This window comes from Cryptosporangium sp. NPDC048952, from assembly GCF_043197895.1.
Lineage (GTDB): Bacteria > Actinomycetota > Actinomycetes > Mycobacteriales > Cryptosporangiaceae > Cryptosporangium.
This window is the reverse complement of sequence record NZ_JBICTY010000007.1, coordinates 236333-257294: the sequence shown is the minus strand read 5'-3', so window position 1 is coordinate 257294 and position 20962 is coordinate 236333. Positions and strand designations below refer to the sequence as shown.

17 protein-coding genes are annotated in these 20962 nt (G+C 69.9%); 13 read left to right on the top strand and 4 right to left on the bottom strand.

Translation table 11 applies throughout. The features are described from left to right. The first annotated feature begins 56 nt into the window (after positions 1-56). From ACGFY5_RS34825 to mftD, 4 genes are all read left to right on the top strand, one after another. Positions 57-1019, top strand: coding sequence for a substrate-binding domain-containing protein (locus tag ACGFY5_RS34825; RefSeq protein WP_392726951.1), 963 nt, complete (start codon positions 57-59; stop codon positions 1017-1019). Next, positions 1016-2047, top strand: a complete 1032-nt coding sequence (locus ACGFY5_RS34820) for an ABC transporter permease (protein ID WP_392726949.1) — start codon at positions 1016-1018, stop codon at positions 2045-2047. Before ACGFY5_RS34825 ends, ACGFY5_RS34820 begins: the two co-directional genes overlap by 4 nt. After that, on the top strand, positions 2044-2874 hold the full coding sequence (locus ACGFY5_RS34815) for an ATP-binding cassette domain-containing protein (protein ID WP_392726947.1): 831 nt from the start codon (positions 2044-2046) through the stop codon (positions 2872-2874). The genes ACGFY5_RS34820 and ACGFY5_RS34815 overlap by 4 nt, the downstream gene beginning before the upstream one ends. 107 nt (positions 2875-2981) lie before the next feature. After that, entirely contained in the window at positions 2982-4163 is a 1182-nt protein-coding gene (gene mftD / locus ACGFY5_RS34810; RefSeq protein ID WP_392726945.1) for a pre-mycofactocin synthase MftD, read from the top strand. Between the two features lie 64 nt (positions 4164-4227). On the opposite strand, the gene fdhA is transcribed toward mftD, so the two are convergent. Next, positions 4228-5454, bottom strand: a complete 1227-nt coding sequence (fdhA, locus tag ACGFY5_RS34805) for a formaldehyde dehydrogenase, glutathione-independent (RefSeq protein ID WP_392726943.1) — start codon at positions 5452-5454, stop codon at positions 4228-4230. Positions 5455-5667: 213 nt separating this feature from the next. Between fdhA and ACGFY5_RS34800 the strand changes: the two genes are divergently transcribed. The 9 genes from ACGFY5_RS34800 (at position 5668) to ACGFY5_RS34760 (ending at position 15708) form a co-directional block, all read left to right on the top strand. Continuing rightward, entirely contained in the window at positions 5668-7704 is a 2037-nt protein-coding gene (locus tag ACGFY5_RS34800; RefSeq protein ID WP_392726942.1) for a VWA domain-containing protein, read from the top strand. Next, positions 7691-9037 (top strand): extracellular solute-binding protein, encoded by a 1347-nt coding sequence (locus ACGFY5_RS34795; RefSeq protein WP_392726939.1) that lies wholly within the window; start codon positions 7691-7693, stop codon positions 9035-9037. Before ACGFY5_RS34800 ends, ACGFY5_RS34795 begins: the two co-directional genes overlap by 14 nt. Before the next feature lie 137 nt (positions 9038-9174). Continuing rightward, a complete protein-coding gene (locus ACGFY5_RS34790; RefSeq protein WP_392726936.1) occupies positions 9175-10596 on the top strand; it encodes an OFA family MFS transporter in 1422 nt (473 codons plus the stop codon). A gap of 165 nt (positions 10597-10761) precedes the next feature. Then, on the top strand, positions 10762-11253 hold the full coding sequence (locus ACGFY5_RS34785) for a SigE family RNA polymerase sigma factor (protein ID WP_392726933.1): 492 nt from the start codon (positions 10762-10764) through the stop codon (positions 11251-11253). Between the two features lie 10 nt (positions 11254-11263). Further along, entirely contained in the window at positions 11264-12406 is a 1143-nt protein-coding gene (locus ACGFY5_RS34780) for a hypothetical protein (protein ID WP_392726931.1), read from the top strand. Between the two features lie 64 nt (positions 12407-12470). Then, positions 12471-12965 (top strand): SigE family RNA polymerase sigma factor, encoded by a 495-nt coding sequence (locus ACGFY5_RS34775; protein WP_392726929.1) that lies wholly within the window; start codon positions 12471-12473, stop codon positions 12963-12965. Continuing rightward, complete coding sequence (locus tag ACGFY5_RS34770) at positions 12962-14038, top strand: hypothetical protein (protein WP_392726928.1); 1077 nt, start codon at positions 12962-12964, stop codon at positions 14036-14038. The genes ACGFY5_RS34775 and ACGFY5_RS34770 overlap by 4 nt, the downstream gene beginning before the upstream one ends. A gap of 66 nt (positions 14039-14104) precedes the next feature. Then, complete coding sequence (locus ACGFY5_RS34765) at positions 14105-14599, top strand: SigE family RNA polymerase sigma factor (RefSeq protein ID WP_392726925.1); 495 nt, start codon at positions 14105-14107, stop codon at positions 14597-14599. Next, positions 14596-15708: a hypothetical protein gene (locus tag ACGFY5_RS34760; RefSeq protein ID WP_392726922.1), complete on the top strand. Its 1113-nt coding sequence runs from the start codon at positions 14596-14598 to the stop codon at positions 15706-15708. Before ACGFY5_RS34765 ends, ACGFY5_RS34760 begins: the two co-directional genes overlap by 4 nt. Positions 15709-15749: 41 nt before the next feature. Here the strand turns inward: ACGFY5_RS34760 and pgi are convergent, their stop codons facing one another. From pgi to ACGFY5_RS34745, 3 genes are all read right to left on the bottom strand, one after another. Continuing rightward, complete coding sequence (pgi, locus tag ACGFY5_RS34755; RefSeq protein WP_392726919.1) at positions 15750-17387, bottom strand: glucose-6-phosphate isomerase; 1638 nt, start codon at positions 17385-17387, stop codon at positions 15750-15752. Positions 17388-17476: 89 nt separating this feature from the next. Further along, on the bottom strand, positions 17477-19297 hold the full coding sequence (locus tag ACGFY5_RS34750; RefSeq protein ID WP_392726917.1) for a putative bifunctional diguanylate cyclase/phosphodiesterase: 1821 nt from the start codon (positions 19295-19297) through the stop codon (positions 17477-17479). Continuing rightward, positions 19294-20817, bottom strand: coding sequence for a diguanylate cyclase (locus tag ACGFY5_RS34745; RefSeq protein WP_392726915.1), 1524 nt, complete (start codon positions 20815-20817; stop codon positions 19294-19296). Before ACGFY5_RS34745 ends, ACGFY5_RS34750 begins: the two co-directional genes overlap by 4 nt. Between the last annotated feature and the right edge of the window lie 145 nt (positions 20818-20962).

Genomic DNA, 20962 nt, shown 5'->3' with positions numbered 1-20962 from the left:
GGTCTACCACACTCACCGAACGATCGACCCTTCTGCGTCGCCCCCAGGAGAACTCAATGAAGAAGTTCGCCGTAGCCGGAGTGGTCGTCGGGCTGTTCCTCGCCGTGGCCGGATGCAGTGGCACCGGCCAGGACAAGGGTGCCGACGACGCGAACGATTTGGACCTCACGTACGCGATCGTCACGCACGGCGCTCCCGGTGACGCGTTCTGGGACCGGGTCAAATCCGGTGCCGAGCGCGCCGGCAAGGACTACGGCGTCAAGGTGGAGTACTCCTCGGACGCCGACCCGGCCAAGCAGTCGCAGCTCATCGACGGTGCGGTGGCCGACAAGGTGGATGGCGTCATCGTCTCGATGGCCAACCCCGACGGGCTCGAGCAGTCGGTGAAGAACGCGGTCGCCGCCGGTATCCCGGTGATCACGATCAACTCCGGCATCGAAAAGTGGAAAGAGTTCGGCGCGATGACCCACATCGGTCAGAGCGAGGAGATCGCCGGTCAGGCGGTCGGCACCCGGCTCAAGACCGCGGGTTGGAAGAACGTGCTCTGCGTGATCCAGGAGGCCGGCAACGTCGGGCTCGAGGAGCGGTGCAAGGCCGTGACCTCGACGATGGGCGGCAAGGTCACCAACCTGCAGGTCGACGGCACCGACGACAACGCCGTGCAGGCCACGATCACGTCCAAGCTCCAGGCCGACAAGGCGGTCGACGGCGTGCTGACGCTCGGCGGCCAGTACGCGATCGACGCGGTGAGCGCGGTTCAGGAATCAGGGTCGTCGGCGAAGGTCGCCACGTTCGACCTCTCCGCGGACGTCATCAAGAACATCCAGGACGGCAAGATCGAGTTCGCGGTCGACCAGCAGCCGTTCGTGCAGGGCTACGCGGCCGTGACCGCGCTGTACCTCAAGAGCATCAACGGCAACGACTTCGGCGGTGGCCAGCCGGTGTACTCGGGACCGGCGTTCATCACCAAGGAGAACGCGGAAGCGGTCGGCAAGTTCGCGGAAAAGGGCACGCGGTGACCTCAGTCGCACTGGACGAGCGGCTGGCTTCCAAGGGCCTCTTCGGGCGCGTCCTCACGAGGCCGGAAGTCGGCGCGCTCGTCGCCGCGATCGCGGTGTTCGTGTTCTTCGCCGTCGTGACCGACACGTTCGCGACGGCGTCGGGTGCGTCGACGTGGCTGCGGTCGGCGTCGACGATCGGCATCATGGCGGTGGCGGTCGCGCTGCTGATGATCGGCGGGGAGTTCGACCTCTCCGCCGGGGCGATGACCGGCTTCACCGGGCTCGCGGTCGGTGTGATGACCACCCAGTGGGGTCTGAACATCTGGGCGGCGATGCTGGTGTCGCTGGTGCTGGCGCTGGCCGTCGGCTTCCTGAACGGGCTGCTGGTCATGCGCACCGGGCTGCCGAGCTTCATCGTCACGCTCGGGACGTTCTTCGTGCTGCAGGGGATCGACCTGGCGGCGGTGAAGGCGGTCATCGGGCAGGTCGCGATCCAGGGGATGGCGAACGTGCCGTTCTACTCGCAGCCGCACGCGGTGTTCGGCTCGGCCGTGACCGTCGCGGGCGGCCGGGTGTACGCGTCGGTGTTCTGGTGGATCCTGGTCACCGCTGCGGCCACCTGGGTACTGCTCAAGACCCGGGTGGGCAACTGGATCTTCGCGGTGGGTGGTGCGCAGACCTCGGCGCGCCAGGTGGGCGTGCCGGTGGCCCGTACGAAGATCGCGCTGTTCATGACCAGCGCCGGAGCCGGATGGCTGGTGGGCATGCTGCTGCTGTTCACGACGTCGACGGTGCAGTCGAACACCGGTGTCGGGCAGGAGTTCATCTACATCATCTGCGCGGTGGTCGGCGGGTGCCTGCTCACCGGGGGCTACGGCTCGGCGGTGGGGGCGGCGCTCGGTGCGCTGATCTACGGCATGACCAACCAGGGCATCGTCTATGCCGGGTGGGACAACAACTGGCTCAAGGCGTTCCTCGGTGTGATGCTGCTGGGCGCGGTGTTGTTGAACGAAGCAGTACGTCGGCGAGCGGAGCGGTCGCGATGAGCACTCCTCTGATCGAGGTTTCCGAGATCGGTAAGCGGTACGGGAACATCATCGCGCTGGCGGACGTGTCGACGTCCGTGCATCCCGGTGAGGTCACCTGCGTGCTCGGTGACAACGGGGCCGGCAAGTCGACGTTCATCAAGATCCTGTCCGGGGCGCACGCGCACTCGGACGGTCGATTGCTCGTCGACGGGGAGGAGCGGCACTTCGCGTCGCCGCGGGAGGCGCTGTCGCTGGGGATCGCGACGGTGTACCAGGACCTGGCGGTCGTGCCGTTGATGCCGGTGTGGCGGAACTTCTTTCTCGGGTCGGAGCCGACGCGTGGCTTCGGGCGTCTCGATACGAAGTTCATGCGCACGACGACGAAGTCCGAGTTGGCCGCGATGGGGATCGACCTGCGTGACGTCGATCAGCCGATCGGGACACTGTCGGGTGGTGAGCGGCAGTGCGTCGCGATCGCCCGGGCGGTGTACTTCGGGGCGCGGGTGCTGATTCTGGACGAGCCGACGGCGGCGTTGGGCGTGAAGCAGTCGGGGGTCGTGCTGCGGTACATCGCGCGGGCCCGGGACAAGGGGCTCGGGGTCGTGTTCATCACGCACAACCCGCACCACGCGTATCCGGTGGGGGACCGGTTCATGCTGCTGCGCCGCGGGCGTTCGATGGGGGACCACCCGAAGTCGGAGATCACGTTGCAGGAGCTCACGGCGTTGATGGCGGGTGGGACCGAGCTCGAGGCCCTCAGCCACGAGCTCGCCGCGGAACTCGGCGAGGACTCCTCGGTCGCGCAGACGCTCTCGTCGGAGGTGTCCGAGCTCAAGTCCCAGTGATTTCTGCCGGAACTTATGGCACTCGGTGACGTAATGGCCGTACTGTGGGGGCAACACCCCCGGCGCGGGCAGCGAGGCCGCGTCACCGAGTCGAGAGCCGAAGACACATGGCGAGCACCAGGGATTGGTTCGAGACCGTCGCGGAAGCGCAGCGGCGGGCGAAGAAGCGGCTGCCGAAGCCCGTCTACCTCGCGCTGCTGGGCGGCGCCGAAGCCGGCGCGACGATGGACGACAACGTCAGCGCCTTCCGCGAGCTCGGGTTCCGTCCGCGCATCGCCGACCTGCCGGCCAGCCGCGAGCTGTCCACCACCGTCATGGGGCAGGAAATCGCCTTCCCGGTCCTGATCTCGCCGACCGGCGTCCAGGCCGTCGACCCCGACGGCGAGGTCGCCGTCGCCAAGGCGGCGTCGCAGCTCGGCACCGCGATGGGCCTCTCCTCCTTCGCGTCCAAGCCGATCGAGGACGTCATCAAGGAGAACGAGAAGCTCTTCTTCCAGTCGTACTGGGTCGGCAGCCGCGACGCGATGCTCGCCCGTGCCGAGCGCGCCCGTTCGGCCGGCGCGAAGGGCCTGATCGTCACGCTCGACTGGGTCTTCGACTCCCGCCGCGACTGGGGCAGCCCGTTCATCCCCGAGCGGATCAACGCCGAGGCGGTCCGCAAGTACGCGTTCCCGGTCGCCGCGAAGCCCGGCTACCTCTACCGCTGGATTCGCAGCGGCGCGCTGCCCGACCTGGGCGTTCCGAACCTGGTGCTGCCGGGCGAGGAGATACCGACGTTCTTCGGTGCCTACGGCCAGTGGATCCAGACCCCCGCCCCGAGCTGGGACGACCTGCAGTGGCTGCGTGAGCAGTGGGGTGGGGAGTTCATGATCAAGGGCATCACCCACCCCGACGACGCCCGGCGCGCTGTCGACATCGGCGCCACCGCGATCTCGGTCTCCAACCACGGCGGCAACAACCTCGACTCGACGCCGGCGACGATCCGCCTGCTCCCGGCGGTCGTGGACGCGGTCGGCGACCAGATCGAGGTGCTCCTCGACGGTGGTATCCGGCGCGGCAGCGACGTCGTGAAGGCGCTCGCGCTCGGGGCGCGCGCGGTGCTGATCGGGCGCGCGTACCTGTGGGGTATGGGCGCCAACGGGGAGAAGGGTGTGAACAACGTCCTGGTGATCATTCGTGACGGGATCAGCGAGACGCTCTACGGGCTCGGCAAGTCGTCGATCCACCAGCTCACCCCAGATGACCTGGTGATTCCCACCGACTTCACCCGCAGCGGCAAGAAGCACTGACCGCCGGCTCCACCGGCGCGCGCCGGCGGGGGTGTGGGGGCGGTGCCCCACACCCCCTCGCGCGTCAGTTGCGCGAAGCGGCGACCAGGCCGTGGGGGTCCAGCACGAACTTCTGGGCTACGCCGCTGTCGAACTCGGCGTAGCCGCGGGGCGCGTCGGCCAGCGGGATGACTGTCGCGTTGACCGCGTCCGCGATGTGGGCCCGATCCGCCAGGATCGACTGCATCAGCAATCGGTGGTAGCGCATCACCGGACACTGGCCGGTCGTGAACGAATGCGACTTCGCCCAGCCGAGCCCGATCCGGATCGAGAGCGACCCCACCTTCGCCGCGTCGTCGATCGCGCCGGGGTCACCGGTGACGTAGAGCCCGGGGATACCGAGCCGCCCCGCCGCCCGGGTGATCTCCATGATCGAATTCAGCACCGTCGCCGGCGCTTCCTCCGCATCCGCGCCGTGCCCGCGCGCTTCGAAGCCGACCGCGTCGACAGCGGCGTCGACCTCGGGCTCCCCGAGAATCTGTTCGAGCTGCTCGGGGAGCGTCCCGCCCGCCGTCAGGTCGACGGTCTCGCAGCCGAAGCTCCGCGCCTGTTCCAGGCGGTCCTTGTTCAGATCACCGACGACGACCACGGCGGCGCCGAGCAGCTGCGCCGAGTAGGCCGCTGCCAACCCGACCGGACCCGCACCGGCCACGTAGACCGTCGACCCGGTCGTCACGCCCGCGGTCACCGCACCGTGGTACCCGGTCGGGAAGATGTCCGACAGCATCGTCAGATCGAGGATCTTCTCCATCGCCCGGTCCTTGTCGGGGAACTTCAGCAGGTTCCAGTCGGCGTACGGCACCATCACGTACTCCGCCTGCCCGCCGACCCAGCCGCCCATGTCGACGTATCCGTACGCGGACCCGGGTCGGTCCGGGTTGACGTTCAGGCAGACGCCGGTGTGCCCTTCCTTGCACATCCGGCACCGGCCGCAGGCGATGTTGAACGGGACCGAGCACAGGTCGCCGACCTTGATGAACTCGACACCGGGCCCGGCCTCCACGACCTCGCCGGTGATTTCGTGCCCCAGCACGAGCCCGGCCGGAGCGGTCGTGCGCCCGCGAACCATGTGCTGGTCGGAGCCACAGATGTTCGTCGCCACGACCTTGAGGATCACCCCGTGCGGGACTGTCCGGCCCACATTTCCGGGGTGAACCCCGGGGCCGTCCTTCAGCACCAGCTCGGGATAGTCGATGGACTCGACGGTCACCTTCCCCGGACCCACGTAGGACACTGCCTGGTTGCCAGCCACGATGCTGTCTCCCTTCGGCTTTCTCCCAACGGCCCTTTCACCTTGCGCCTCCATCGGTACGAAGGTGGCCGTTCCCACACGAACCCACAGGCGTCGTGCCCGAACGGGCATTGGTTCCGGATGGCGAGAACTAGCCTCCGGATCTACAAAAGATCCTCCGCGCGTTGACCGCACGTCCTACCCTGACCACCCACGGTGATCAGGGAGGATGCCGTGACGGGGGAGAAACCGAACGGGAACGAGCGGCCGCCGCGCCGCGTCCTGGTGGCCTTCCTGCTGGGCGTCGTGGCGCTCGCGGGGCCGGCGATGGCCACCGATCCTCCGCACGAGGTCTGGTCGTGGACGCTGCTGATCCTCGCCTCGGTCGCCGGATCCGCGGGCGCGGTCGAGGCGGTCTATGGTCGTTTCTCGGACTGGTGGCAGAAGATCCCCGGCCTCGGTGACCTCCTGCGTCGCCTGCGCGAACTCTGGACGGGAGTACCGGCGCTCGTGCGGCTCGTCGTGCCGATGGCGATCGTGCTGGTCCTGACGATCGTGGTGGGTTTCCTGGTTCCGCCGATCCGGGCGGACATCGAGTTCTGGTACCACGGCTGCCGCCCCCCGCCGACGCTGCGCGTGCTGACCACCCCGGAAAGCCTCTCCGCCGTCTCCGCGCTGGCGACCGTCTACGAGCAGACCACCGCCGACGCGCGCGACGGCTGCGCGGCCGCGGACCTGTACGTCTACGCGGCGGACCCGGTGACGGTCCGGGAGGCCCTGCTCGCGGGCTGGAGCATCGATAGTCTGCGGCTGATCGGTCCGCGCCCGGACGTCTGGATGCCCGACTCGACGGTCGACGTCGGGCGGGTCGAGGCGGGTGCCGAGCAGACCGGCGCGAAGTCGCCGGTCGTGTCCAAGCGTTCGATCGCGGTCTCCCCGGTCGTGCTCGGGATCCCGGCCGCGCTCGTGGAGAAGGACCCGGAGCGATGGGCGACCCGCCGAACCTGGGGTGAGCTGCTCGAGGAGGTCGGGACGGACAAGCTGCCGGTCGTGCGGCCCGACCCGACGCGGTCGATGACCGGGGCCATCGCCACCGAGGTGGTCTATCCCAGCGTCGCGGGCACCCGGACCGTGCCGGTCACCCGGGAAGAGGCCGCGGACATCAACCGGGGTCTGGAGCGGGCGATCGGCCGGGCGCTGGACAGCGGAACCTATCCGCTGGGCGACGCGCAGGCCGTGCTGTGCCGCTACCGGGCGGACACCGCACCCGTCGGGGCGGTGATGACCACCGAGCAGCAACTGGTCCAGTACAACCTGGGCGGGGCGCTGGGGGACAGCTGTCCGGCCGCACAGGACCCGCCGGCCGCGAAGAAGCTGGTCGCGGTCTACCCCCGCGACACCGTCGCGCTCGACCACCCCCTCGTCGATCTCGACTGGCCGAACCGCACCGAACGGCAACTCGACGCCGGACGGGAGTGGAGCCGGTGGCTGAGCAGCGACGACGGGCGCCGTGCGCTCAACGACGTCGGGTTGCGTCCGTCCGGCGGCACGTCCACGTCGCTGCCGGTCGTCGAGCCGCTGACCGCGAAGTGGGGCGCCCGACCGGACGCGCTGTTCGTCCGGGTCAGCCCGTCGGTCAACACTGTCGACACCGCGTTGAAGAACTACGCGGTGGCGAGCCGGCCGGCGCGGACCCTCGTCCTGCTCGACACGTCCGGATCGATGAACACGCGGGTCACCACCCAGCGGCTGACCCGGCTGGACGCGGCACGCAAGGCACTGCACGCCGCAGCCGATCAGGTCGCGCAAGGTGACCAGGTCGCGCTCTGGTCGTTCCCGGCGGGCAGCGCGCCGACGCGCGTGCTGGTGCCGCTCGGATCCCGGCCACCCGACGCGGGTGCAGCCGCGTTCGACCGGGCGCTCGCCGGCGTCACCCCGAAGGACGGCACGCCGCTCTACCGGGCCGTCGACACCGCACTCACGGGCCTCGGCCCCGAAGACGACCGGACGGTGCGGACGCTGATCGTGATCACCGACGGCGAGGACACCGGCTCCGGACGTCCCACTCCGGACCAGCTCGCCGCGCTGGCCACCCGGCAGGGGATCCGGGTCTCGATCGTGGCGCTGGGCGAGGCCACCTGCACCGGCCCCGCGCTGCGGACGCTGAGCGATCACACCGGCGGGGACTGTGTCGACGCCGGCACCGGCGGGCTGTCGAACGCGCTGCTCGGACTGTTCGACGCGGTGGGAGGCGGCCGTGGCGGGAACTAGGAGGCGAGCCCTGGGTGCCTGGATCCGCCGCGCCGGGCGGTCCGCGAGAAGGCACCCCGGCCGTACCGGCGCCATGGCGGGCTTCCTCGTCGGCGTGCTCCTCGTCGGCCTCGTGCTCTACGCCTACCCGAGCCTGACCGGCGACGAGTGGGAGGACGGCGAGATCGTCCTGCTCAGCGGTCAGGACGACAGCGCGGGCGACCAGCGGCAGGCGCTGATCGAGGAGTGGAACCAGCTGCACCCCGACCACCGGGCGCGGATCGAGGAGGTCAACAGCATCGCCGACGCCGAGCGCAGCGAGATGCTCGCCCGCGCGGACGGTGACGGCAGTGACGTCGACGTGCTCAACCTCGACGTCGCCTGGCTGCCCGAGTTCGCGGAGGCCGGGCTCCTGCGGAAGTTCCCCGACGACCGCGTCGACCGGGATGCATTCCTACGGCAGCCGCTGACGAGCTGCGAGTACGACGGAACGCTGTGGGCGTTGCCGTTCAACACCGACGCCGGGCTGCTCTACCAGCGCTCGGACCTGGTCAAGCGGGCCCCGACGACGTGGGAGGACATGCGCGCGGAGACCGCCGGTGTACTGGGCGGCGATCCGCCGAAGGGCACGGTGCCCGACGCCGGTTTCGTGACCCAGCTGGACGACTACGAGGGGCTCACGGTCAACGCGCTGGAGGCGGTGTGGAGCACCGGCGGCGAGATCGTGGACGACGAGGGTGAGGTCCGCGTCGACTCCGCAGCCGCGTCGGAGGGGCTGCTGCGGCTCGTGAACGGTGTGCGCCCGGACGGTGACGCGTGGCCGATGATCCTGCGCGAGTCGCTGGTCCTGAGCGAACAGCCGAGCACGACCGCATTCCGCAACGGCCGTGCATTGTTCCTGCGCATGTGGCCGGTGGCATACCGGACGCTGACCGACCCGGGGGAGTCCGGAACCACGGGCGTGAAGTTCGCGGTGTCGCCGCTGCCGTGGCCCAGCGTTCTCGGCGGGCAGAACCTCGCGATCGCGAAGCGCTCCGAGCACCCCCGCGCGGCTCGTGCGCTGATCGAGTTCCTCACCGACTCGCGCAGCCAGCAGATTCTCTTCGAGCGCGGTGGTTTCGCCGCGACGCGCAAGGTCGTCTACACCGACGCCGAGGTGAAACGCCGCTACCCCTACGCCGACGAGCTGTACAAGGCCGTCGAGGGAGCGAGACTGCGGCCGCGCTCGCCGCACTACGCGCTGTTCAGCGAGGTGCTGCGGGAGGCCGTGCACGAGGGCCTGGTGACCGGCGCATGGCCACCGCCGCACCTGGCCGACGATCTGCGGGCCGCGCTGCGCGGACAACGACGGTAGCCGTTCGGCGCGCGGATCGCGCCGTTCAACGCTCAACCTGATTAACGCTGCGTAGATAGGGCAGGGTTGCACACTGAAACAAACCGGTGACACCGGTTTGACCCAATTAGCAGCTCCACCTCGCTGCGGAGGGCGCCTTGTCTTTTTTATCCGCACTTGATCGACGTCACACCGTGGCGTCGGAGGGCTTCAACCGCTGGCTCATCCCGCCGGCGGCCCTGGCCGTCCACCTCTGTATCGGGCAGGCGTACGCGACCAGCGTCTACAAGAACTCGCTGGTCGCCCACTTCGACGTCAGCCAGACCGCGATCGGCATCATCTTCAGCATCGCGATCGTCATGCTCGGTCTCTCCGCCGCGGTCGCCGGTACGTGGGTGGAGACGAACGGCCCGCGCAAGGCGATGTTCGTGTCGGCCTGCTTCTGGGCCACCGGCTTCCTGGTCGGTGCGCTCGGTATCGGCACCAAGCAGCTCTGGCTGGTCTACCTCGGGTACGGCGTGCTCGGGGGCATCGGTCTCGGTATCGGCTACATCTCGCCGGTGTCGACGCTGATCAAGTGGTTCCCCGACCGTCCCGGCCTGGCCACCGGCCTCGCGATCATGGGCTTCGGCGGTGGCGCGCTGGTCGCCGGCCCGGCGTCGCGTCAGCTGATGTCGTACTACGACTCCGGCTACGACCCCTCCAATGCGAAATCGATTGCCGACGGTCATGCGCTCGTCCTGCTCTTCGTGACGCTCGGCCTCGTGTACTTCGTCATCATGATGTTCGGTGTCTTCAACATCAGGGTGCCGAGGGACGGCTGGCGGCCGGACGGGTTCGACCCGGCCGAGGTAGCGGCGAAGCCGCTGGTCACCACCGCGAGCGTGTCGGCGGCCAACGCGATCAAGACGCCGTCGTTCTGGCTCTTGTGGGTCGTGCTGTTCTGCAACGTCACGGCCGGTATCGGCATCCTCGAGCAGGCCAGCCCGATGATCCAGGACTTCTTCCGCGACGGCGACGCGTCGACGGTCGGCGTGTCCGCGGCGGCCGGGTTCGTCGGCCTGCTCTCGCTGTTCAACATGGGCGGCCGGTTCGCCTGGTCCTCCACGTCGGACATTGTCGGCCGCAAGCGCATCTACATGCTCTACCTGGGCGTCGGCATCGTCCTCTACGTGCTGCTGGCCTCGGTCGGGGACTCCGCGACCTGGCTGTTCGTGCTGCTCGCCGGGTTCATCATCTCGTTCTACGGCGGTGGTTTCGCGACCGCGCCGGCGTACCTGCGTGACCTGTTCGGCACGTTCCAGGTCGGGGCGATCCACGGGCGGTTGCTGACCGCGTGGTCGGCGGCCGGTGTCGCCGGTCCGCTGATCATCAACGGCTTCCTCGACGCCCAGGGCGAGCCCGGTTCGCTCACCTCGTCGGCGTACCGGCCGGCGTTGTTCACGATGGTGGGCGTGCTGGCCGTCGGCTTCGTCGCGAACCTGCTGATCCGGCCGGTCGCGGAGAAGTTCCACGAGAAGTCGGCCCCGGCCGAGCCCACCGCCGAGGCTGTGCCCCAGTCAAAGGAGGCAAAGGCATGAGCGAGCAGACACAGCGAATCCGGTTGGTGCTCTCCTGGCTGTTGGTCACCGTCCTGCTGGGCTACGGCATCATCCAGACACTGATCACTGCCGCAAAGCTGTTCGAGTAAACGGAACGCCTCTCCTCCGGCGTCCTACAGAGGACATCGGAGGAGAGGCGTACTGATGACATCTGACGGGGAGTCCTTCGACTCCTACGTTGCCGCGGAGGGCGCTGCCCTGCTGCGGTTCGCCCACGTGCTGACCGGTGACCACCACCTGGCCGAGGATCTCGTCCAGGAAGCGTTGGTCAAGGCTCATCGGCGCTGGAACCGGGTCGACCGGCCGGGCGCCTACGTCAAGAAAGCCGTGCTCCGGCAATACCTCTCGTGGCGCCGCTGCCGCTCGTCCGGCGAACGACCCACCGACGTCTCCCTCGAGGGCAAATCCACCCAGGCCGACGTCGCCGAGCAGGTCACCGACCGGCACGCGCTCCGCGCGTTGCTCGCCACCCTGCCGCGCCAGCAGCGCGCCGTGCTCGTCCTCCGCTTCTTCGAAGATCTGGACGACGCCACGATCGCCGACCTCATCGGCTGCTCGACCACCACTGTCCGCGCTCATGCCAGCAAAGGCCTGAGCCGGTTACGCCAGTCCGCCCAGACCGTCGTCGCGGAGTGAGGAGAACACCATGACCGATATGGAGATCCAGCTCCGCGGAGCGATGGACGACCTGGCCGACGACGCCCCCTCGGCGGAAGGCCTGCTGGACGCCGTGCACCGGCGCGGCAGGACGGTGCAGCGTCGCCGGGTCGTGCTCGGCGTCGTCGCTGTCGTCGCTGTGGTGCTCGTCGGAAGTTCGCTGCTCACGCTGGGTGGCCGGGACGAAGCGGTGGAGCGGCTGAAGGTCGCCACGCCGGGCCCCTCGGCGGTCAGCGGATCGGCCTCGCCACGCCCGGCGACCGACCTCGGGAAAGCACCGTCCCCGCAGGTCGATTTCGGCTGGTTGCCCGACGGCTTCCCCGAGCCGACCGTCCGCCTGCTCGGCCCCGGTGCCTGGGGCCTGGACACCCGGCGCGACGAGGGGCTGGCCGCACTGCAGCTGCAGATCATGGCGGCCGAACCGAAGGTGCGCACCTCGCCCGGCGAGCTCACTGACGTCGATCTGAAGGGTAGTGACGGAAAGTTGTACTGGGTGCCGGTGCACGCGGCCGGCGACCCGAAGTGGGGACACACCCCTCCGGAGGCCGAAGGCCCGTACGCGGAGCTCAGCTTCCAGCGACAGCCGGGCCAGTGGATCCGGCTCATCCTGCAGAACTCCGCCGGAGACGTGGACACCGGGATCACCAGGGACGACCTGGTGAAGATCGCGACGAGCCTGGTCGAGAAGGAGCGGCCGGTGCCGGACGCGATCCGGATCGGCGCGGTGCCGGCGGGACTGACCTGGGGGACGCTCACCAACGACGACTACCGCACCGGCGCCGGCTTCGTCGACGCGGACGTCCGGCCGCAGGCGGTGAGCCAGGAGGAGCAGCCCAACGGGCACAACGGGAGCGTCGCGACGTCGCTCAGCGTCTCGATCTTCCCGGCCGACGCCCTGGAAATCACGCTCTACCTGCCGAACCAGGATCCGGGGAACGTGACGATCCCCGGCGGCACGACGGTCACGAAGCTGGACGGGCGGACCAGCGCGATCACCACGCTGCGGAGCAATCCGAAGCTGGCCGTCGTGGTCAGTGCGAACGACGACCTCGGCATCTCCGACGCCGATCTGACGGCGATGGCGGAGACCACCGAGCCCGGCCCGGACGCCGCTGTGAAACCGGCCCGGTAACCGAACCACGCCACGCGACTCCTCCCGCGTCTTACGTTGTGACACGGGAGGAGATCGCGTGCCGATGACAGAGTCGTTCGACTCCTACGTGATCGCCGACGGCGCCGCGCTGCTGCGGTTCGCGCACGCGCTGACCGGCGATCACCACCTCGCTGAGGATCTTGTGCAGGAAGCGCTGGTCAGAACGCACCGGCGCTGGCACCGGATCGACCAGCCGGGCGCCTACGTGCGCAAGGCGGTGCTCCGGCAGTACCTGTCGTGGCGGCGTCGCCGCTCGTCCGGCGAGCGGCCCACCGACGTCGCGCTGGAGGAGCCGGTGAGCGCCGACCACGCCGACGTGCTCGCCGACCAGGACGCGCTCGCGGCGCTGCTGGCCACGCTGCCGCGCCAGCAGCGCGCCGTACTGTTCCTGCGCTTCTACGAGGACCTCGACGACGCCGCGATCGGCGAGCTGCTCGGCTGCTCGGCCGTCACCGTGCGCGGTTACGCCAGTCGCGGCCTGGCCCGGTTACGCGAATCCGCTCCGGACTCCTTCGCTCGCAACGGGAGGACATCGTGACCGACCTGGACACCGCACTCCGGGACCTCTACACCGGACGCGCCGACCGGGCGCCGTCCGGCTCCGACCTGCTGGACGCCGTGCACGACCGGGCCCGCCGGGACCGGCGCAAGCGGATGCTCGCTGGGATCGCGGCCGTCGTCGCCGTGGTGCTGCTCGGCGGTCTCGGCACCGCGATCGCATTTCGCCCCCGGGAGGACCGCACGCTGCAGATCACCGACGGCAAGTCGATGGCACCGCCCCCGGCGCCGATCAGCGTCGGCTCGCTGCCCGAGGGCTTCGTCGAGCCGGACGTGCAGTACCTCGGTCAGGCGGTGTGGGACATCGAATCCCACCGCGCCTCCTCGGCGCTTTCCGTGCAGGTGATGAGCTACCAACCGGCGGTCCGCCCGGGCTCGGGCCGGCGGGAGACCATCCGGGTGGGCGACGCGGAGGGAACGCTCTACTGGCTGCCGCCGTCCGCGGCCGCGGACCCGGCGTCCCCGGATCCCACCGGCCCGTTCGCCGAGCTGACGTACCAGCGCAAGCCCGGTCAGTGGATCCGGATCGTGGCGGTGGACACGGTTCGGACGATGTCCCAGGCAGCGGTGATGCTGGTGCTGATCGCGTCGGGCATCACCGACGAAAAGTCACCGGTCGTCGACACGATCCGGATGACGCTGCCGGCCGGGACGACCTGGGGTCGGGTGCTCGGCAACGGCCCGCACTCGCGTGTCACGCTCGACGACGCCGGGACGCGGCCCGCCGCGGTGGGCCTCAACGATCTGCCGAACAGCCACCGGACCGAGCAGCGGAGCCGGCTGATCGTCGAGGTCCTCGACAAGGACAGTGAAGACGTGGCGCTCCTCCCACGGTTCGCGGGTCAGGACCGCAGGTTGAAGTCGTCGGAGATCCCACCGGAGGGCATCGTGATCGCGATCGGTTCCCAGCTGATGTTCGTGCACCTCGTGGCCGGGAGCGATCGGGCGGCCGTGATCATCAAGGTCGACGCGAGCGAACCGCTGGCGGACGGCGGCACGATGCGCACGCTCGCGGAGAGCGTGCGCCTGGGCGTCGACGCGAAGATTCGCTGAGATTCCGCGCTGCGGATCGCCCCTCCTCCCGCGTCCTACATCTGACACGGGAGGAGAGGCGTGCCGATGAGTTCGAACTTCGGCTCCTATCTGGAGGCCGACGGCGCCGCGCTGCTGCGGTTCGCGTACGTCCTGACCGGCGATCACCACCTCGCCGAGGACCTCGTCCAGGAGGCCCTGGTGCAGGTGCACAAACGCTGGTCGCGGATCGACGAACCCGGCGCGTACGTCCGCAAGGCGGTGCTCCGGCAGTTCCTGTCCTGGCGGCGTCGCCGGTCGTCGGGGGAGATCCCCGCGCAGGACGCCGCCGGACACGCGGGGGCAGACGTCGATCACGCCGACCGCGTGGCGGACCGGGACGCGCTGTGGAGCGCGCTCGCCACGCTTCCGCGTCAGCAGCGCGCCGTGCTCACGCTGCGCTTCTACGAGGACCTGGACGACACCGCGATCGCCGCGCTGATCGGCTGCTCGCCGCACGCGGTGCGGAGCTATGCGAGCCGCGGCCTGGCCCGCTTACGCGAGTCGTCAGCTGTCGTCGGATCGGTGAGGGGAGAGTCATGACGAATCTGGATCGCGACGTGCGCGCCACGATGGCTCACCGGGCCTCGTTCGCACCCAGCGCCGACGGGCTGATGGACGCGGTTCTGCGGCGTCGTCGTCGGCAGCGGCGTCGCCAGGTGATCGCCGGTGTGCTGTCGCTCGTCCTGCTCGCCGGTGCCGGCGCCGCGTTCGTCTTCCGTCCCCAGGAGGACCAGACCCTTCAGATCACGGACGGACGAACTGACTGGCCGGGCCCGGCGCCGATCGGCGTCGGCTGGCTGCCGAGCGGCTTCGGCGAGGAGAAGGTGCTGTATCTGCGGCCGGGGGTGTGGGGCATCGGCGCTCGTCGGGGTGAGCCGGTGGCGGCGTGGCTGTCGGTGCAGGTGATGAGCCGCGAGCCGGAGATCCGCAAGGGCACCGGCGAGGTGCGGACCGTCGACGTGAACGGCACGGACGCGACCCTCTACTGGTCACCGGAGGGCGAGGCCGCGAGCGCCGGGCCCGAACTCGGCAACCCGTTCGGCCCGTTCGGGGAGCTGACCTATCAACGGAAGCCGGGCCAGTGGGTCAAGGTGGCTGCCACGGTCGACACGAACGGTCCGCTGGGCGTCACCGGGGACGACCTCGTCAAGGTAGCGGAGAACCTCACCGACGAGCAGCAGCCCGTCGTCGACGTCATCCGGATGACGCTCCCACCCGGAACCGAGGTGGGACGGGCGGTGAGCGGCCCCGCCATGCTCATGCTGGTGCCCGCCGGGGCACCGAGCGAGCCGGTGAGCCTGGCCGAGTGGCCGGGCACGTACAACACCGAGTCCGCGCCGGCCGGAGTCCGGTTGACTGTCGACATCACCAGGGCCGACGACCCGAACCTGACGGAGCTGCGAAACACCGCGGAGACGAGGCCCGGTAAACGCTCGTACGAGGAGTTGATCGGTCCGGTGGCCGTCCCCCCGGAGGGTCTGACCTACCGGAGCGGCTCCACCCTGTGGTATCTCCATCAGCTCAGCGGCCACGCCGGCTGGCTGATCGCGCTCCGGGTCGACGCGAGTGACCCGCTGGCGTCCACCGAGAGGCTGCGGGCGATCGCGGAGACCGTCCGGCCCGGCCCGGACGCCCGACTGGGGCCCTGATGCCGGCTGGATCGGGGCCGATGGCCCCGATCCAGCACGGATCAGCTGCGGCGAGCGGCGCGGTACCGCCGGATGAGGGCGTTGGTCGAGGAGTCGTGGGCGAGCTCGGGCTCGCTGGAGGACTCGAGCTCGGGCACGATCCGCTGGGCCAGCGCCTTGCCCAGCTCCACGCCCCACTGGTCGAACGAGTTGATCTGCCAGATCGCACCCTGCACGAACACCTTGTGCTCGTACAGCGCCACCAGCGCGCCGAGCGTCCGCGGTGTGAGCTTGTCGACGACGAACGTCGTCGACGGGTGGTTGCCGGGGAACGTGCGGTGCGGCACCAGTTCGGACGCGACGCCCTCCGCGGCGACCTGCTCGGCGGTCTTGCCGAACGCCAGCGCCTCGGCCTGCGCCAGCACGTTCGCGGTGAGCAGGTCGTGCTGGTTTCCGACCTCCTCCGCCGGGTGCAGGAACGCCAGGAAGTCGACCGGGATGAGCGTCGTGCCCTGGTGGATCAGCTGGTAGTACGCGTGCTGACCGTTGGTGCCCGGCGTGCCCCAGACGATCGGCCCGGTCTGGTAGTCGACCGGCGTGCCGTCGCGGCGCACCCGCTTGCCGTTGGACTCCATGTCCAGCTGCTGCAGGTAGTCGGTGAACCGGGAGAGGTAGTGCGCGTAGGGCAGCACGGCGTGGCTCTGCGCGTCGAAGAACTCGCGGTACCAGAGGCCGAGGACGCCCATGATGACCGGCAGGTTCTGCTCCAGCGGTGCGGTCGCGAAGTGCTCGTCGACCGCGTGCATGCCCGCCAGCAGCTCGCGGAACCCGTCCGGTCCGATCGCGACCATCAGCGAGAGGCCGATCGCGGAGTCGAAGGAGTACCGGCCGCCGACCCAGTCCCAGAACCCGAACGTGTTCGCGGGGTCGATGCCGAACTTCTCGACCTCGGACAGGTTCGTGGAGACCGCGACGAAGTGCTTCGCGACCTCGGCTTTGTCGCCGAGCTGAGCGACCAGCCAGTCGCGGGCGGCGCGCGCGTTGGTCATCGTCTCGAGCGTCGTGAACGTCTTCGAGGCGACGATGAACAGCGTCTGCTCGGCGTCGAGGCCCTTGAGGTTGGAGGCCAGGTCGTCGCCGTCCACGTTCGAGACGAAGCGGCAGGCGATGTTCTCGTCGGCGTAAGGCTCGAGCGCCTGATAGGCCATCCGCGGGCCGAGGTCGGACCCGCCGATTCCGATGTTGACGACGGTGCGGATGCGGCGGCCGGTCGAGCCGGTCCACTCGCCGCTGCGGACGCGGTCGGAGAACGCCGCCATCCGGTCGAGCACCTCGTGCACGAGCGGGACGACGTTCTCGCCGTCGACGACGATCTCCGCGTCCCGGGGCGCCCGTAGCGCGGTGTGCAGCACGGCCCGGTTCTCGGTCGTGTTGATCTTCTCGCCGCGCAGCATGGCGTCCCGGTGGCCTTCCACGTCCGCGGCACGGGCCAGCGCGAACAACGCGCCCAGCGCGTCGGCGTCGACCCGGTGCTTGGAGAAGTCGGCCACGAGGCCGGCGGCCTCGACGGTCAGCCGGTCGGCGCGCTCGGCGTCGGCCGCGAAGAGGTCTCGCAGGTGGGTGCCGCGCAGACGGGCGGCGTGTTCGCCCGCCGCGGCCCACTCGGGTGTCGCATCGATCTCGACCGTCTTCGGGGACATGGGTTCTGCCCTTCCTGTGGCTCAGCGTCATCTCCGACTACGCGGTCCCTACCCCGCAGGTTCGAACGTATCCGAGGAGGATGAACCGTTCACGTCACGGGAGCGCGTTGCTCGACGCCGACCGACGGCTGGCTCAGCGCCTGCTGGGCCAGGGCCGCGTGGATGAGCTCGGGTTCGTCGGGACGCCCGTGCAGCCAGCCCTGGTTCTCGTCGCACGCGTGGTGGCGCAGGACGTCGGCCTGGTACTGCTGTTCGACGCCTTCCGCGACGGTGGTGAGCCCGAGCGCGTGGGCCAGCCCGGTGATCGCCGCGATCAGCGGAGCGCCGTTGTCCTGCGGCTTGATCGTCGAGACGAACGAGCGGTCGATCTTGAGGATGTCGGCGGGCAGGTGGTGCAGCCGGCTCAGCGACGAATACCCGGTGCCGAAGTCGTCGATCGCGATCCGGACGCCGTCCGCGCGCAGCCGGCGCAGGGCGTCCAGCGCGACCGGCGAGTCGGCCTCCATCGTGCTCTCGGTGACCTCCAGCACCAGGCGCTGCGGCGGCAGACCGGTGCGGATCAGCACGTCGACGACCTGCTGGTAGTAGTCCGGCTGGTGCAGCTCGCGGCCCGAGACGTTCACGGTGACCTTCGCCGGGACCGCACGCGGCCACGCCGCCGCCTCCCGGCACGCGGTCTCGAGCACCCAGTGGTCGAGCTTGCTGATGAACCCGCTGCTCTCCGCGATCGGGATGAACTCCGCCGGGGACACCGGTCCCTTGCCGGGCCGGTTCCACCGCAGCAGTGCCTCGGCGCCGGTGACCAAGCCGGTCGCGCCGTTGACGATCGGCTGGTAGACGACGTTGAACTCGCCGTTGGTCAGCGCGGAGCTGAGCAGCATCCAGCTCTCTCCGCCGGCGTCGTTGCTGCTGAACGTGCGGCCACCGCCGCTGCTCTTGGCCTCGTAGAGCGCGATCTCGGCGCGGCTGGCCAGCAGCGAGGGGGTGTCGCCGGTCTGCCAGACCGCGACACCGGCGGAGAACTCCGGGTGGGTGCCACGGAACGCGTCGAGCTGCTTGGTGAGCTGCCCGGACGTCCCGCCGGGCCAGATGATCGCGAATTCGTCGGCGCCGTGCCGGGCCATGACCGCGTCCTGCCCGGCCTGCGCGACCCAGTCCCGGGCGAAGTTCTGCAGCCACTTGTCGCCCTCCGCGCGACCCTGCTGCTCGTTGATCGCCGTGAAGCCGTCGAGGTCGAGGATCGCGACGGTCAGCTGCCCGCCGCCGCGTTCGGCGTCGGTCAGTGTGGTCTGCAGGAGGCGGTCGAACCCGCGCCGGTTGGGCAGGCCGGTGAGCCCGTCGACGTCCGCGTCGGCGGCGGCCCGGATGAGCGCGCCGGTGATGCCTGCCACCAGCAGCGTCAAGCCGACGAGGGAGACGACGCACACCCACGGGACCGCGTCCCACCAGAGCTTCGCGACGACGATCGCGGCCAGCGCGTGGCTCTCGGTGAGGACCGCGGCCGTCCAGTCGAAGAAGAACGCGGTGTACATGACGACGACCACCAGCAGCGACGCGATCGCCATCGCCTCCGGCCGGCCCTTCACGAGCCAGACGCCCACGGCGAGGACCACGACCGAGAGGTGGCTGATCGCGTAGAAACCCCATTGCGGGAGCCGGCTGCCGACCAGGATCAGCGCGCCGCCGACGAGCAGGGCCGCCAGCGAGACGCCGAACACCCACTCCATCCCGTGGCGGTCGGCGCCGCTCCAGTCGTAGCGGGCCACCCACGTGCTCAGGAAGCCGATGACACCGCCGGTGACGTAGCACGCCCCCGCGGTGCGGGCCATGGCCGGGCCGGTCGCGATCACCGACGGTCGGATCCGCCGCCGGACGCGCTGATTGGCTCTGCCGGACTCTTCCAGCTTCACCGGTGCACCACCGTTCTGTCGGCGTCCTCTGCTCGGTCGGCGTTCGCCGGCTCGGGTACGGCGGTCCGGTTGGCTGTCGAGGTGACCCGGTTCCGCCCGGTCTCTTTGGACGCGTAGAGCAGTTGGTCGGCCAGGAGCACGAGGTCGTCCACCGACGTGGCGTCCTCCGGCATCGTGGCGACGCCGATCGAGACCGCGACCGACACCGACGTCGTGGGGCTCACTGCCATCGGCACCTCGCTGATCGAGAGACGGACACGTTCGGCGATCTCCCGTGCGATCGGCGGCAGAGTGTTCGGGATGAGGATCGCGAACTCCTCACCGCCGTAGCGGGCGACGAGGTCGCCGCCGCGCATCGCGACCTTGAGGCGGCGGGAGACCTCGCAGAGCACCCGGTCGCCGCCGTGGTGGCCGTACGTGTCGTTGATCGCCTTGAAGTGGTCGATGTCCAGCAGCAGGACGGCCAGCCCGGCGCCGCGGAGCGCACGCTCGCCCTCGACGGCGAGGCTGTGCTCGAAGTAGCGCCGGGTGTGCAGCCCGGTCAGCCCGTCGGTGATCGCGACCTCCCGCTGGGTGGCGACCAGCCGGGCCATCCGGCCCAGCACGAGCAGGAACAGCAGCGCGCAGGTCGCGCACACCAGTGGGACGTGCAGCGGGGCGCCACGGAAGTACTGGATGAGCAGCGTCGTCGGGGCGAGCAGGGACGCGACCGCGAGCAGGGCCAGGCGGCGGCTGCCGGCTTCCGGGTCGGCGGTCGGGGAGAGCTCCTCCACGGCCCGGACGCTCGGGTGCAGCCCGGCGGTGCCGAGCGTGACCGCGGCGATCACCCACATCGTCTCCGGCCAGTGGCCCCCGAGCACCAGCGTGCCGTTCAGCGATTCGACGCCCTGCCCGGTGTCGCCGACCGCGATCAGCACGAGGTAGCCGGCGAGCAGCCACAGCGAGGGCGGCCGGAGACCGGCGCCCAGCATCAGGCGCGCGCCGACCGCGAGCAGCAGGACGTCACCGAGCGGGAACGCGGCGATCGCGACCTCGTCGAGCATCGTGAGCGTCGGGTCGGCGGTGAGCGGGGAGATCAGGTAGACCCACGACAGCAGCGAGGCCGACACCGTGAGGATCGCCGCGTCGATCAGGCTGGCGACGTCCCACGACGGGGCCCGCCGCTTGATGAGCAGGAGCAGGCCGACGCCGGTCAGCGGGTACTGCGCGACGTAGATGACGGTCAGGAGGCTCGGGAAGCCGGGCTTCTCGAACCCGAACAGCGGTGCCAGGTAGACGGGGAGGCTCCCGCAGAACAGCGACAGCTGTCCCGCGCCGAGCAGCAGCCAGGCGACGTACGCCTTCGGCCGGTGTCGCCACACCCCGGCGCCGACGGCTGCGGCCCCCGCGAGGACGAGCAGCAGGTAGAGCAGGCTCTGCGCTCCTCCGGACGGAACCAGCCGGAACGCCACCACGGCGACCAGCCCGGCAGCCAGGAAGGCGAGCCAGGCAGGTGGACCTTTCCGCAGCGTGGTGGCCATCCAACCTCCGTGGTCCAGGCGGATCTTTCCTAGCCTGCCCAGCTACGGGAGTTGTTGAGGTGCAGCCCGGTTGCAGAATGGTTGCGGCATTTAGGCTTATTTGAGTAGAGGGTCGATTTTCAGGAGCTCGCGGGTCCCCTCCAGC